General features: G+C 53.9%; 11 protein-coding genes. All 11 read right to left on the reverse strand.

All coding sequences use genetic code 11. The features are described from left to right. Positions 1-4: 4 nt before the first annotated feature. The gene (gene truB, locus OCH80_RS00360; protein ID WP_404537036.1) at positions 5-901 is read right to left on the reverse strand and encodes a tRNA pseudouridine(55) synthase TruB; all 897 of its coding nucleotides are present in this window, start codon (positions 899-901) and stop codon (positions 5-7) included. Between the two features lie 92 nt (positions 902-993). Beyond that, on the reverse strand, positions 994-1,350 hold the full coding sequence (locus OCH80_RS00365) for a ribosome-binding factor A (RefSeq protein WP_154547134.1): 357 nt from the start codon (positions 1,348-1,350) through the stop codon (positions 994-996). Between the two features lie 11 nt (positions 1,351-1,361). Further along, positions 1,362-3,869, reverse strand: a complete 2,508-nt coding sequence (gene infB, locus OCH80_RS00370) for a translation initiation factor IF-2 (RefSeq protein WP_404537038.1) — start codon at positions 3,867-3,869, stop codon at positions 1,362-1,364. Positions 3,870-3,873: 4 nt separating this feature from the next. Further along, entirely contained in the window at positions 3,874-4,158 is a 285-nt protein-coding gene (locus tag OCH80_RS00375; protein WP_154547138.1) for a ribosomal L7Ae/L30e/S12e/Gadd45 family protein, read from the reverse strand. Between the two features lie 26 nt (positions 4,159-4,184). Next, positions 4,185-4,484, reverse strand: coding sequence for an RNase P modulator RnpM (gene rnpM, locus OCH80_RS00380; protein ID WP_302187333.1), 300 nt, complete (start codon positions 4,482-4,484; stop codon positions 4,185-4,187). 12 nt (positions 4,485-4,496) lie between these two features. Next, entirely contained in the window at positions 4,497-5,690 is a 1,194-nt protein-coding gene (gene nusA, locus OCH80_RS00385; RefSeq protein WP_404537041.1) for a transcription termination factor NusA, read from the reverse strand. Positions 5,691-5,710: 20 nt separating this feature from the next. Then, entirely contained in the window at positions 5,711-6,187 is a 477-nt protein-coding gene (gene rimP, locus OCH80_RS00390; RefSeq protein WP_154547144.1) for a ribosome maturation factor RimP, read from the reverse strand. A gap of 120 nt (positions 6,188-6,307) precedes the next feature. Beyond that, on the reverse strand, positions 6,308-10,657 hold the full coding sequence (locus OCH80_RS00395) for a PolC-type DNA polymerase III (protein WP_404537043.1): 4,350 nt from the start codon (positions 10,655-10,657) through the stop codon (positions 6,308-6,310). 11 nt (positions 10,658-10,668) lie between these two features. After that, the gene (locus OCH80_RS00400; RefSeq protein ID WP_404537045.1) at positions 10,669-12,366 is read right to left on the reverse strand and encodes a proline--tRNA ligase; all 1,698 of its coding nucleotides are present in this window, start codon (positions 12,364-12,366) and stop codon (positions 10,669-10,671) included. 32 nt (positions 12,367-12,398) lie between these two features. Continuing rightward, positions 12,399-13,646, reverse strand: coding sequence for an RIP metalloprotease RseP (gene rseP, locus OCH80_RS00405; RefSeq protein ID WP_404537047.1), 1,248 nt, complete (start codon positions 13,644-13,646; stop codon positions 12,399-12,401). A gap of 39 nt (positions 13,647-13,685) precedes the next feature. Then, positions 13,686-14,483, reverse strand: a complete 798-nt coding sequence (locus OCH80_RS00410) for a phosphatidate cytidylyltransferase (RefSeq protein ID WP_302187359.1) — start codon at positions 14,481-14,483, stop codon at positions 13,686-13,688. Positions 14,484-14,500: the final 17 nt, after the last annotated feature.

The raw sequence follows: 14,500 nt of genomic DNA on the forward strand, positions 1-14,500 counted from the left end.
TCAATTACTCATTACTTAGCAGCATCAAATCCGGACAGTAGGTCGCGCCACCTTTTGCCCGATAAATCGCTTTAACTCTATTATTGTACCGCAAAGCGACCTTGTCTGCATCAGCCTTGAGCTTGATCCAGGCCCCATTTTGCACTTGCTTCCAGCTTTGTTCGTCCAGATCTACCGTTTGGTAGTCCTTGAAAAAAGCATCGATTGGCTGCAGATACTGATCAATCTGTTCCAGATGCTTTTCCAGTTCATCCAAAGTCACGGCCTGCTGCAGATCAAAACCGGAGCTGGCCGTCCGCCGCAAGCGGGTCATGACCGCTGGGACGCCCAATTTTTCGCCCAGATCATTGACCAGGCTTCTGACATAGGTTCCCTTAGAGCAGGCAACCTTAAATGCAAAGCTTTCTCTTGCCTGCGCTTCATCCCACTTGGGCTTTCCAACCAGCTCGTAGCTGGCCACGTGCACCGCGCGGGCGGGCCGCTCAACCGGAATCCCGGCTCTGGCGTACTCATAGAGGCGCTTGCCATTGACTTTGACGGCTGAATAGATTGGGGGCAGCTGGCTGATGTCACCCGTAAGCTGCTTCATTCCTGCCTGAATTTCCGCGCTGGTAAAGGGCCGGGCCAGCCTGGCCGTCTTGGTGACGGTCCCGTCCAAGTCGTAAGAGTCGGTCGCTTCCCCAAACATTCCCTCGCCCTCATAGGCTTTTGGCCGCTCATGCATCAATTCGATCAGCTTGGTTGCCTGGCCGACGGCAATTGGCAAGACGCCAGTCACGCTGGGATCCAGGGTGCCGGCATGGCCAATCTTTCTGGTGTGCAGGATTTTGCGCAGCTTATAGACCACGTCCCCGCTGGTCATGCCCGCGTCCTTGTCGATTACAATGATTCCGTTATACATGTCTTGTCCTCGCCTCAATTTCCTGTTCATGTTTTCTCCAGCAAAAAAGCGCCCTGAGGCGCTTTGCTGCTTATTTTCTTCAATTCCGACTTTTAGCGATCTTCCTCTTGCTTGTGCAAGTCAGCAATCAACTGGTCGATCTTGCTCCCGTAGATCGCGGACTGGTCCCGCTTGAAGATCAATTCTGGAACCTTGTAGACCGTCAGCACTTGCCCGAGCAAGTGGCGCATGGTCCCCTTGGCCTTTTCCAGACCAATTTCCGCGTCCTTCTGCTTTTCCGCATCATCGGTCAGCAGACTGTAGTAGACGGTCGCGTAAGAAAAGTCGTTGCTGCATTCAACGGCGGTAAAAGTTACCCCGCTGACGCGCGGATCACGAATGTCGCGGCGGATGATCTTGGTCAGTTCACGCAGGATCTCGCCTTCGACGCGTCCTTTTCTATGCTTCATTGCAACCTCCGTTAGCTAGGCTTAACTTCTTGCATCTCGTAGGCTTCAAGCTGGTCGCCGACCTTGATGTCGTTGAACTTCTCAATGGTCAAGCCACAGTCAAAGCCTGCCTTGACTTCCTTGACGTCATCCTTGAAGCGGCGCAGGGATGCAACCTTGCCGTCGTACTTGACGACGCCATCGCGAATTACCCGGATGCCGGCATCTGAGTTGACATAGCCGTTGTCAACAAAAGCACCGGCAATCGTCCCGATCTTGGAAACCTTCCAAGTCTCGCGGACAGTCAGGTTGCCGATTACCTTTTCTTCATAAGTTGGTTCCAGCATCCCTTGCATAGCGGCCTTAACGTCATCGATTGCTTTGTAGATGATGCTGTACAGGCGGATGTCGACCCCTTCTTGGGCAGCCTGGCTCTTGGCCATGGCCGTTGGCCGGACGTTGAACCCAATGATCAGGGCGTTTGAAGCGCTGGCCAGGGTAACGTCGCTTTCGTTGATGGCACCAACGCCAGAGTGGATAATATTGACGCGGACGCCTTCAACGTCAATCTTTTGGAAGGATTGAGCCAAGGCTTCAGCGGAGCCTTGCACGTCAGCCTTCAAAACGATGTCGACTGACTTCATGCTTTCCCGCTTCATCGTGTCAAACAGGTTGTCCAGAGTGACGTGCTGCACGTTTTCACGCTGCTTTTGCAGAGCTTGTTGGGCACGGGCTTCACCAACCGCGCGGGCCGTCTTTTCATCTTCAAAGACGACCAGCTTGTCGGCTGATTCCGGCACGTCGTTCAAGCCAGTGATTTCGACCGGCATGGATGGCGTGGCCTTCTTGACTTGGCGGCCCTTGTCGTTGGTCATGGTCCGCACGCGGCCGAAGGTGTCGCCGACAACGATTGGGTCACCAACGTGCAGGGTCCCTTGCTGGATCAAAACGTCGGCAACTGGGCCCTTGCCCCGTGACAAACGGGCCTCAACTACCGTCCCGATCGCCTTTTGCTTAGGATCTGCCTTCAGTTCCAGCATGTCGGCTTCCAGAATGATGTTTTCCAAAAGCTCATCAATGCCCAGGCCAGTCTTGGCTGAAATGTCAACGAAGATCGTGGAGCCGCCGTAGGCTTCTGGAATCAATTCGTAGTTCATCAGCTGCTCAGTGACGTGCTGCGGGTTGGCGCCTGGCTTGTCCATCTTGTTGATGGCCACGATGATTGGCACGCCCGCGCTCTTAGCGTGGTCGATGGCTTCAATAGTCTGTGGCATAACCCCGTCGTCAGCCGCAACGATCAAAACAACGATGTCCGTGATTTCAGCCCCGCGGGCACGCATGCTTGAGAAGGCCGCGTGGCCTGGCGTGTCCAGGAAAGTGATCAAGCGGTCGTTGATGCGGACTTGGTAGGCACCAATGCTCTGCGTAATCCCGCCGGCTTCATGTTCTGAAACCCGGGTGTGGCGCAAGCGGTCCAGCAAGGTCGTCTTACCGTGGTCAACGTGACCCATGATGGTAACTACTGGCGGACGGACGGTTTGGTTCTTGGATTCCTTGGAAGCTTCCATTTCCTGTTCAAAAATGTTGTCGATGTCGGAAATGTCTTCGTGAACCTTTTCAACTGCTTCAATGCCGTAGTCGGCTGCCAGCAGTTCGATCGTGTCCTTGTCCAGGGACTGGTTTTGGTTGGTCATGATCCCCAGCATGAAGAGCTTCTTCACGATTTCCGCTGGCTCGCGGTGGAGGATCTTGCCCAGGTCCTGGGCATTCATGCCAACTTCATATTCAAAGCTTTCTGGCAATGGCCGTTCCTTTCTTTGAGTAGGCTGCTTCTTCGGCTGCGCGCTTTGCTGATGCTTCTTGTTCTTCTTCTTGCGGCGCTCGGCCCGGTCTGAATGGCTGTGATCTGGCTGGAAGTCGGCATTTTGGCCCTTGCGGCCTGGCTTGCCGCCCCGGCGGCGGTTGTCCTTGCTTGGCTCTGGCGCAGCCATTGGCGCTGCGGAAAAGTCTGGTCTTTGGCTGCCGCTGCTTGGCCGCTTGCTTGGACGGCTTGCATGTCTGCGTTCGCCGTTGCCGCGGGAGCGGTTTTCAGAAGGAGTCTCATTTTGCTTCATGCGGGCTGGAGACGGCTTAAGGATCTTCGGGCCTCTAACCTTTGAGCTGGATGCTGATGCTGAAGCAGCTGCCGGCTCGCTCTCAGCCTTCTTGGCTGCCGGAGCTTCTTGAGCTGGCTTGTTCAAGTTCTTTTGGTATTCTTTGCGCGCTGCTTGGCTTTGTTCATTCAAATGAACTTCTTCAACGCGCTGCTTTTGCTTCAAATTCTTGAGCAGGTCGCGGGCTGCCGGGCGGCGGCTGCCATTGCCTTGACCGCCGTTTGACCGGTTGCCGCGGCGCTTTCCTGGCTTCTTATTTGCCGGCTTCTTTTCGCCCTTGCGGATCGCGTGAACGGAAATCTTCAGCTTGCCTGGCTTGCCCTTCTTTTCATCCTTGCTGTCCATGCCCAATTCTTTTGAAGATTCATTAACTTGTTTTTTGGTCATCAGATCACACTCCTTCTTTAATCTTTGCTTGCAGGGCCTTGGCAAAGCCGGAGTCGGTCAATGCCAAGACCTTGCGCTGTTTGCCAATAGCCTGGGAAAGCTCCTCTGAGCTGAAGGCAGCCACCAGCGGTACCGGATGCTGCTTCAGAGCGCTCCTCACTTCCTCTTGACCATTGTCTGCCAAGTCATTCGCGATGATTACGCATTTTGCCTTGCCCTTTTTGATGGCACCAACGACGATCTCCGTCCCAGAGACCAGCTTGCGTGCTCTGGTGGCCAAGCCGAGCAGGTTTAATGCTTTTTGTCGATTGTTAATTATTTTTTATCACCAAATAATTCTTTTCTAGCCTTCTGGTGATCAACATAGGCAAAGAGTTCCTGGTAAAAATCATCCGCGATCTTTACCCCCAGGCTGCGGTCCAAGACCTTGGACTTCTTCGCGGCCTCAATCTTCTCTGGCTCCAAAGAAACGTATGCTCCCCGGCCAGCCTTCTTTCCCGTTGGATCAACAGAAACGTTCTTGTCCTTGTCAACGACGATGCGGACCAGTTCTTTCTTGGGCTGCATCGTATCGGTCAACAAGTCTTTCCGCATTGGGATTTTTCTCTTCTTCAAAGAAATCACCTGTTATTCTTCATCTTCTGCTTCGGCGTCAGCTGCTTCGGCGTCATCCGCGTCTTCAACTTCAACGTCGCCGTCTGCGTCTTCAGATTCAAAGCTTGCTGCTTCTGTGCTTTCGTCTGCTTCAGTGTCGTCTTCTTCATCGCTTTCGTCAACAAATTCGACTTCGGATTCTGGACGAATGTCAATCTTAAAGCCAGTCAGGCGAGCAGCCAGACGGACGTTTTGCCCCTTCTTGCCGATAGCCAGTGAAAGCTGGTAGTCAGGCACGATGACAAAAGCCTTCTTTTCATCGTCTTCATCTTCAAATTGTACCGCAATAACTTCAGCGGGGTTCAAAGCATTGGCGATGTAGTCTGACGGATCTTCTTCGTATTGGACGATGTCGATGTTTTCCCCGCCCAGTTCATTGACTACGTTCTGCACGCGCGTGCCGCGTGGGCCAACGCAGGTGCCGACTGGGTCAATGTTGGGGTCGTTGGACTTGACGGCAATCTTGGTTCTTTCGCCGGCTTCCCGGGCGATAGACATGATTTCCACGGTCCCGTCATAGATTTCCGGCACTTCTTGCTCAAACAGGCGCTTGACGACGTCTGGAGCAGTCCGTGACACGCGGATCTGGGCTCCCTTGCCGTCGGCACCGACCTTGGTTACCAATACGCGTACCTTGTCTTGCGGGTTGTAGTGCTCGCCTGGAATCGTGTCGCGCTTGATGTCCATCACGGCTTCAACGTTGCCGATCGTGACGTATACGAAACGGTTGTCGGTTCTTTCAACGGTCCCGGTAACCAGTTCGTCTTCATATTGGGAGTATTCATTGACGATGTGGGCATTTTCCGCTTCGCGCAGACGTTGCATTACGACCTGCTTGGCGGTAGCGGCAGCGGTCCGGCCAAAGTTCTTTGGCGTAACCTCGAACTTGATGGTGTCGCCAACTTCGTAGGCCCGGTTGATGGCAGTCGCGTCTTCAAGCGAAACTTCCACGCGCGGGTCTTGCACTTCGTCAACGACCGTCTTGATGGACATGACCTTGAAGTCGCCCGTCCGGTCATTAAAATCAATCTCCACGTTTTCGGCTTGCCCGTAGTTCTTCTTGTAGGCAGCAGCCAAAGCAGCCTTCATGGCTTCAACGATCACATCTTTCTTGATGCCCTTGGTCTTTTCCAGGACATCAAAAGCTTCAAGCATTTCTTTTGACATAAGTTTTGGATCACTCTTTCTTAAAATTCAATAGCAAAGCGGGCGCTGGCGATCTGCTTGCGCGGGATCGTCACCAATTTGCGGCGCGTCTTGATCTTGATCTCCAATTGGATTTGCTCATCGTCAAGCTCTTGCAGATGGCCTTCAAAGACTTTGTCGCCTTCAAGCTTCTGGTACAGGGTGACGTGAATATATTCTCCCTTGGCCCGGTCCCAGTCGCGGTCATTCTTGATCGGACGCTCCAAGCCTGGTGAAGAAAGCTCCAGGATGTAGGGATCAGGCAGTGGATCGGGAGTCATTGAATCCAACTTCTCTCCTACCAATTCACTCAGGTCCGCAATCGTCTCAATGTCGATCCCGCCAGGCTGCTTGTCGACGTAAATCCGCAGGTAGTATTGGCTCTTTTCCTTGACATATTCCAGATCAACCAGTTCGCAGCCGTTGCCGCTGATGACCGGTTCAATTGCTTCTTGGATTACAGCTAAGTTTTTTGGCAAAGTTTTCCTCCGTAATAAAAAGAGTGAGCATTGCTGCTCACTCGAATTTACCAATATTCGATCTAAAAGTATTATAGCAAAATTTCCCGATCCTGTAAACAAATTTTCCAAAATGCTTACTTAAAACAAGGAAAGCTGGTTTTGGGCCGGCATCCCTTCCAGCACGTTGTTTTCTTCAAAGAAGTCCATGATCTTCTGGGAAACCTTCCCTCTGATCTGCAGGTCTTCCTTTGACAAAAATGGCGCTTCTGAGCGGGCGGCCACGATCTGCTTGGCGGCACTGTCGCCCAGGCCGTCAACCGCGTTGAACGGCACCAAGATCGTGTGCTTGTCAATAATCTTGTAAGTGGTGGCTTCCGACTCATTGATGTCGACCATCTTGAAGTTGATCCCGCGCTCGATCGCCTCGTTGACCAGTTCCATGTAAGTCTGCAGGTCCTTTTCCAGCTTTGTGGCGGCCGTCCCCTTTTCCTTGATCCGGTTGATCAGGGCCATGACTGAGTTCTTCCCATGACTCATGGCTTCCACGTCCACTTTGTCCGCCCGGACTGAGAAGTAGGCTGCGTAGTAGATCTCTGGATAGTAGACCTTGAACCAGGCCACCCGCAGGGCCATCAAAATGTAGGCCGCGGCGTGGGCCTTCGGGAACATGTACTTGATCTTCAGACAGGACGGGATGTACCAGTCTGGAATGTTCTTGTTGGTCTTCAAGACCGCCATGTCCTCATCGGAAATCCCCCGCCCGTGCCGGACGGATTCCATGGTGGAAAAGGCCACTTCCTTCTTGACGCCCCAGTGAATCAAGTCAGTCATGATGTTGTCACGACAGCCGATCACGTTCTTCAATTTGCAGGTGCCGTTGTTGATCAGCTCTTCGGCATTCCCCAGCCAGACGTCAGTCCCGTGGGACAGGCCGGAAATCTGCAGCAGCTCGGCAAAAGTTGATGGGTTGGTCTCTTCCAGCATCCCCCGGACGAAGGGCGTCCCGAATTCCGGCAGGCCCAAGGTCCCAGTCTGTGAGCCAATCTGCTCTGGAGTCACGCCCAGGGCCTTGGGACTGGAGAAGAGGGACATGACGGCTGGGTCGTCGGTTGGAATCGTCAAAGGATCAATCCCGGACAAGTCCTGGAGCATTCTGATCATCGTCGGGTCCTGGTGACCCAGGATGTCGAACTTGAGCAGGTTGTCGTGAATCTGGTGGAAGTCAAAGTGGGTCGTCTTCCATTCCTTTGAGATGTCGTCTGACGGATACTGCAAAGGAGTCAGCTCGTAGATGTCCTTATCGTCTGGCAAGACGACGATCCCGGCCGGGTGCTGGCCAGTCGTGGCCTTGACCCCGGTCACCCCGATGGCCAGACGGTCCGACTCGGCATTGTTGATCTTCATCTCCGGGTGCTCATCCTGGAAGTGCTTGGCATAGCCGATCGCCTTTTTATCAGCCAAGGTGCCTACGGTCCCGGCCTTAAAGGAGTGGTCCGGCCCAAACATGACCCGGATGAAGTTGTGGGCTACGGGCTGGTAGTCGCCGGAGAAGTTCAAGTCGATGTCAGGCACCTTGTCCCCATGGAAGCCAAGGAAGGTTTCGAAAGGAATGTTCTGCCCGTCCTTGACCATCAAGGTGTCGCAGTTTGGACAGTTCTTGTCCGGCAAGTCAAAGCCGGAGGCGTATTCCCCGTGCTCAAAGAACTCGGAGTACTTGCACTTCGGGCAGCGGTAATGCGGCGGCATGGGGTTGATTTCAGTGATTCCCATCATCGTGGCCACCAGACTGGAGCCAACCGAGCCCCGGGACCCAACCAGGTAGCCGTCCTTGACGGACTTGGCAACCAGCATCTGCGAGATCAGGTAGACGACCCCGTAGCCGTTGCCGATTATGGCGTCAAGTTCCCGATCAAGGCGCGCCTGAATGTTTTCTGGCAGCGGATCGCCATAGAGCTCGTGGGCCTTATCATAGGTCAGCTTGCGCACCCGTTCGGCCGTATGCGGAATTTTTGGCGGGAAGCTTTCGTCCTGAACCGGCTGCACCCCTTCATCAATCATGTCGTTGATCTTGTTTGGGTTGGTAATGACGACTTCCTTGGCAATCTCTTCGCCCATGAAGCTGAATTCATCCAGCATTTCCTGGGTCGTGTAGAAGTGCAGGTCGGGGTGCTTCTTGTTGCGGTTTGGATTCCCCCTCTGCGCGGCCAAGAGGACGTCGCGGTAGATGCCATCATGCTTTTCAATATAGTGGGCATCAGACGTGGCCACGACCAGCTTGCCCATTTCCTTGCCCAGTTTATAGATGTTCATCAGGATCTCTTCAAGCTGGTCCTCATCCGCGATCAGGCCATCGTCAAGCAGATTGGAGTAGTTTGACGGGGGCTGAATTTCCAGGAAATCGTAGAATTCCGCCTTGCGCTTGGCCTCATCATAGCCCTTTTGCATCATGGCAATAAAGACTTCACCCTGGCTGCAGGCTGAGCCGTACAACAGGCCGGCATGCAGGCGGATCAACTCCGACTTTGGCGTCCGCAGGCCCTTATAGTTGTACTTGATTCCGGCCAGACTGGTCAGCTCGTACAGATTCCGCAAGCCTGGCAGCTGGTTCTTGGCCAGGATCGTGATATGGGTCGGCCGGGCCCGCTTGTAGCCTTCCCCGTTGGAGAAGTCGTTCATCTTGCCCAAGTCGTCTTCGTGGTACTTTTCCTTTAAGTCATCCAGGAGCTTGAACATCAGGTAGCCGGTGGCTTCCGCGTCCTGGTTGGCCCGGTGGTGGTGCTCCAGGACGACGTTGTACTTGCGGCAGAGCGAGTCCAGGGTGTGGCGGGACTGCTCTGGGTGCAAGAGTCTGGAGACTTCCAGGGTGTCAACGACCGGCTGAGTGATCTGCGGCAAATTGCACCGCTTCAAGGCCGCGTTGACAAAGCCGACGTCAAACTGGACATTGTGCCCGCAAAGCGGCCGGTCGCCGTAGAAGTCCCTAAACTGCTTGATGACTACTGCTTCATCATCGGCTGCTTGTACCATCTCGTCGGTAATGGAGGTCAGGTTGATGGTCTGCTCGGACAATTCGTGGTGGGGGTTGATGAACTTGTCAAAGCGGTCAAGGACCACCCCGTCCTTCATCTTAACCGCTCCAATTTCAATGATGGTGTCATAGACGGAGGACAAGCCAGTCGTTTCCACGTCAAAAATGACGAATTCGCGGTGCTCATAAGTCATTGACGCTGGGTTCAGGACCAGTAAGCCATGGTCGTCAACCATATTGGCCTCAAGGCCCATGATGATCTTCAGGTCGTTTTTCTTTCCGGCCACGAAGGCATTAGGCAAGGACTGCAGGTCAGCATGGTCAGTAATGGCGATGGCCTTCTGGCCAAACTTCTTGGCCGTCTTGACCAGATCGGCCACGTCCGCGGTCGCGTCCAGCTGGCTCATGTTGGTGTGCACGTGCAGGTCAATATGCTTTTCTTCCCCCTGGTAAGTTTCCTTGCGCCCTTCGTGCTCAATCAGCTCCATGTTGTAGATGTTGAAGACCAGGTCATGGGCATACTGGTCTTCTTTCAAGGCTCCTTGCATGCGGATCCAGACGCCTGACTTCACGTTCTTCAGGTAGTCGATTTCTTCCTTGGCGGAGTCCGGAACGAATTTCTTAAATGAAATGGAGCTGGTATAGTCCGTCATTTCCCCAGTAAAAATAAAGGAGCCAGACTTCAGCTCAGTCATTTCCGCCTTGAAGACATGCCCTTCAACCACCGCGCTGCGCTGGTCTTCGCTTAAATCCTTCAGCTGGGTAGTCTCCGCGTTTTCGGCAATCGACCCGGGGCCAAAGGCATTGCGCCGGCCTTTTCTTCGGCCGCCGCCAGCATAAGACTGGCGCGGCGGGGCTTTTGGCACGGGCGGGGCAGCCTGGTAGGCCTGCTGCATATTCTCTTCATGCTGCTGGGCCAACTGGGCCAGACTTTCCAGATCATTCTGCGCGCTCACGTCATTGACCGCAGTGATCAGCTTGATGTTGAAAAAGCCGTACTGGCGCAGCTCCAGGGAGAATGAGTCCAAGAGCCGCTGCTCAATCATCTGGTCAAAAATCTGGCTGTTGACGGGAATTACCCAGCGGCCATCTTGCAGGCTGGGCTTTTGCCCAGACAAAAATGACCTGGCCCCAGGCTGGGAGTTCAAGACTTCCGACTGGTCAACCGCGTAATGCCAATAGTCAGGCAGATATTGGCTGGCGCCTGAGGCCGTCTCGACAAAGAGGCGGACGGAGACAAAGTCCTTGAATTCCTGCTTAATGGCTTGGTTTAAGGCATTATAGCTTTCAAACTTCAAGGGAGTAGCAAAAAAAACGTGGATATCCCATCTACGCTCTTTGCTGTAGACATCCACGTTTCTTATCTCCCCTGCCTGTACAACCGAAGCATCTTCATATCCCGAAGCCGGGAACTTAATTTGTTTCAACAACTTCAAAAAGAGTTCGTTTTGTTCAGTCACGAGAATCAATCCTAGTCTAATTCTTGTTCAATAAAGTCGTCCAGGTCAGTCAAGGCAATCTTGACGGCCTTTTCATCAGTTGGGCGCTTAACTTCAACGAAGCCATCAGCAGCATCGCGGCCGACGGTGATTCTGACTGGCGCACCAACCAGGTCGGCATCGTTGAACTTGACGCCGGCGCGTTCGTTGCGGTCGTCGTACAAGACGTCGTACTTGGCGTACTTTTCTTCCAAATCAGCGGCAATCTTGCTTTGGATTTCATCCTTCATCTTCATTTGAATGATGTGGATGCCAAATGGCGCAACTTCCTTTGGCCAGGCAACGCCGTTTTCAGTAGCGTGCTGCTCAACGATCGCTGACAAGAGCCGGGTCACCCCAATTCCGTATGAACCCATGATGACTGGCTGTGCCTTGCCGTTTTGGTCAAGGAACTTGGCGTTCATGTGCTCAGTGTAGTAGGTGCCCAGCTTGAAGATGTGGCCAACTTCGATTGAAGTGGTGAACTTCAATGGCAGGTGATCAACTGGGTCTGGCTCGCCTTCATTGGCAACGCGCAGGTCAGCAAATTCATCAACCTTGAAGTCCCGGTCCAGGTTGGCGTTGACGAATTGGTAGTCGGTTTCACCGGCACCAACGACCACGTTGTAAAGGCCCTTGACCGTTTCATCAGCAACGATCTTGTCCGCGTAGTCAGCCTTGACTGGGCCAACGCCGCCCTTGCCAGAGCCTGTGATCTCTTCCAGCTCGCCGGCTTCAGCCGTGCGCAGGCTGTCGCAGTCCAGCAGGTGGGTCAGCTTGACTTCATTGATTTCCTTGTCGCCGCGGACCAGAACCAAGACCTTGGTCTGCTCATCAGCAATGTAGAGGATGCTCTTGACGATCCGGGTTGCTGGCACCTTCAAGAAGTCTGCCAGCTGGTCGATTGACTCGCAGCCTGGCGTAGCCACCTTTTCCATGTCCTTGAGCGCTTCAGGATCTTGCTTGAAGGTATCGACGCTGACTGCCATTTCCAAGTTGGCAGCGTAAGTGCCGGTCTCGTTGGTCGCGATGGTGTCTTCGCCAACGGCAGCTGGGGCTTGGAATTCAGTAGAGTTCTTGCCGCCCATCGTGCCTGAGTCAGCAATGACTGGCCGTACTTCCACGCCGACGCGCTTGAAAATCTTTTCATAAGCGCTCTTTTCATCGTCGAACTGCTTGTCCAATTGCTCGCGGCTGGCCGCAAAGCTGTAGCCATCCAGCATCACAAACTCGCGCCCGCGCAGCAAGCCGAAGCGGGGACGGTTTTCATCCCGGAACTTGGTCTGAATTTGGTACAGCTGCAGCGGCATTTGCTTGTAGGACTTCAAATTCTTGGCGATGATTTCGGTGAAGGTTTCTTCGTGGGTTGGCCCCAGCAAAGTTTCGCGCCCATGGCGGTCCTTCAAGCGAAACATTTCAGCACCGTACTTTTCCAGACGGCCTGATTCTTCCCACAGGGTAGCTGGCAGCATGTGCGGCATTTGCATTTCCGGCACGTTGATGGCTGCCATTTCTTCTTCAATCACCTTTTCGGTCTTGCGCAGAACCCGGTAAGCCAGCGGCAGGTAGGCATAAACCCCGGCAGTAACCTGACGGATGTAACCGCCCCGAAGCATGATTTGGTGACTCTTAGCTACGGCGTCGGCTGGAGTTTCCTTCAGCGTTGGCATGAAAAAGTTTGATTGACGCATATTTCTGTAAAATTCTCCTAATATACTAGTGTTTATTTGATGAAGTAGCGATAGATATCGTTACCAGTGACGGCGATGATCAGCAAGAGCAGGAAGACGACCCCGATCAAGTCAACCACGGCTTCATGGTCTTCTGAGATCGGCTTGCCTCTGACCAGCTCAATCAAGTTGAGGAGCAGCTTGCCGCCGTCCAGGCCAGGGATCGGAATCAGGTTCACGATTCCCAGGTTGATGGAAATCATGGCCAAAAAGGCCAAAAGGTAGGTAAAGCCCATTGACGATACCTGACTGGTCTCTGAGTAGATCCCAACCGGGCCTGACAGCTTGTTCAAGCTGAAGTGGCGGAACAAGTCCCCTACCGCGCTGAAGATCATGCCCGTTGTTTGGACCGCGCTGGTCCAGCCGCGCTTGAACTTGACCTTTGCCGATTCATCGGTCGCGGCCACGATGCCGACCAGGTAGGACTTGGACTTCTTGTCGTACTTGGGGGTCAGCTTGACGCTGGCTTCCTTGCCGCCACGCTCCAGCTTGATCGTCAAAGTCTTGCCCTTTGAATTGCCGATTGCTTCTGAAACAGCCGCAAAGTCAGCCGTCTTGCGGCCATTGACCGCCTTAATCCGGTCGCCCTTTTGCAAGACGCTTTGGGCCGGTGAGTTTGGCACGACCTTGGCAATCGTCGTCGTGGCCGGACCTGGAGCCGCGAAGCTCCAGACCATGAAGACGACAAAGCCCAAGACGATGTTCATGAAAGGACCCGCAAAGTTGGTCGCGAGCTTGTGCCAGACATTGGCTTCCTGGAACTGGGTATCGCGCGGGGCGATCTGCAGCTCAGTTCCGTCTTGGTCAATCATGGTCGCGTCATGGTCAACCTTGTAGGTCCGCAAGTCGCTCTCATCGCCATTTTCATAGCCGTTGATGGTCAGCTCGTCAACCAGATCAGCCTTGCTTACCCGGACCGGGATGCCTTCAATTGGCAGGTCAGACTCAGACGCATCGATTCTGGTCACGATACCCTGGTCATTGGTCTGCAAGACGACGGCCGTCCCCGGGTCAATCTCGCTTTGGTCATTGGATCCAGCCAGGCGGACATAGCCCCCCAGCGGCAGCCATCTGATCGTATAGGTAGTTTGGCTACGCCGCAACTGGACCAGTTTGGGACCAAAGCCGATCGAGAACTCCCGGACCAGGATGCCCGACTTCTTGGCCACGATAAAGTGCCCGAATTCGTGCACGAAGACCAAGAGGCCAAAAACGATAATAAAAATCAGTATACCCTTCACTGGCAGCTCCTTCCCTGTTATGACAACTTGCAGCCGGTCTTAGATCCCGAAGATCAAGGCCACGATCGGCAGCACGAACAAGGTGCTGTCAAACCGGTCCAGGATCCCGCCGTGTCCTGGCAGGATCTTGCCTGAGTCCTTGACCCCGTAAAAGCGCTTGTAGGCTGATTCGACCAAGTCCCCCATCTGCCCGACGATTGACAGGAAGAAGGAGCCGATGATCAAAGTCGTCTTGTCACCGCCAACCGGTGCCAGGTTGACGTAAATAGCCGCCAAAATCACGGCGCAGATAACAGCCCCGATTGACCCTTCCCAGGTCTTGTTCGGGCTGATGACCGGCCATAATTTGTGCTTGCCGATCTTGCGTCCGATCAAGTAGGCAAAAGTATCTGTTGACCAGATGATCACGAAGGCAAACAAGATCCGCCACAGGCCATGAGCCGCGCTTGAGTTTCTCAAGGCAGCCAGGTAGTGGAAGCCCGTCCCGATGTACAGGCTGGAAAGGACGTAAACGGCCGCGTCATCAAAAGTGGTCTTGTTCTTGGACAAGACGGTCCAAGTCAAAATCAGCATCACGATGGCGTAGAAAACGCCCCACTTGCTCCAGTTCTTCGGCAAAAAGGCAAAGAAGGAGTCTGGCACGGTCCAGGTCAGGGTGGCCAAAACCGCCAAAACGAAATCGACTGAGACCAGGATCTGCTTCTTCATCAAGAAGACCTCGCTCATGCCGATGGCGGCCAGAATTGCGGCCAGCCAGTCAATCCACGCGCCCCCAGCAATGACGACTGGGATAAAAATCAATAAAGCAACGACTGCGGTAATCACTCTAGTTTGCAGTGACGTGCGTTTTTTCT

It is taken from the genome of Lactobacillus sp. 23-2 (genome assembly GCF_044902225.1).
GTDB lineage: Bacteria > Bacillota > Bacilli > Lactobacillales > Lactobacillaceae > Lactobacillus > Lactobacillus absianus.

Bases quoted from the DNA above. Each gene is read 5' to 3' on its own strand.
- truB (WP_404537036.1), bottom strand. From the start codon at position 901: ATGTATAACGGAATCATTGTAATCGACAAGGACGCGGGCATGACCAGC.
- infB (WP_404537038.1), bottom strand. From the start codon at position 3,869: ATGACCAAAAAACAAGTTAATGAATCTTCAAAAGAATTGGGCATGGAC.
- nusA (WP_404537041.1), bottom strand. From the start codon at position 5,690: ATGTCAAAAGAAATGCTTGAAGCTTTTGATGTCCTGGAAAAGACCAAG.
- OCH80_RS00365 (WP_154547134.1), bottom strand. From the start codon at position 1,350: ATGAAGCATAGAAAAGGACGCGTCGAAGGCGAGATCCTGCGTGAACTG.
- OCH80_RS00400 (WP_404537045.1), bottom strand. From the start codon at position 12,366: ATGCGTCAATCAAACTTTTTCATGCCAACGCTGAAGGAAACTCCAGCC.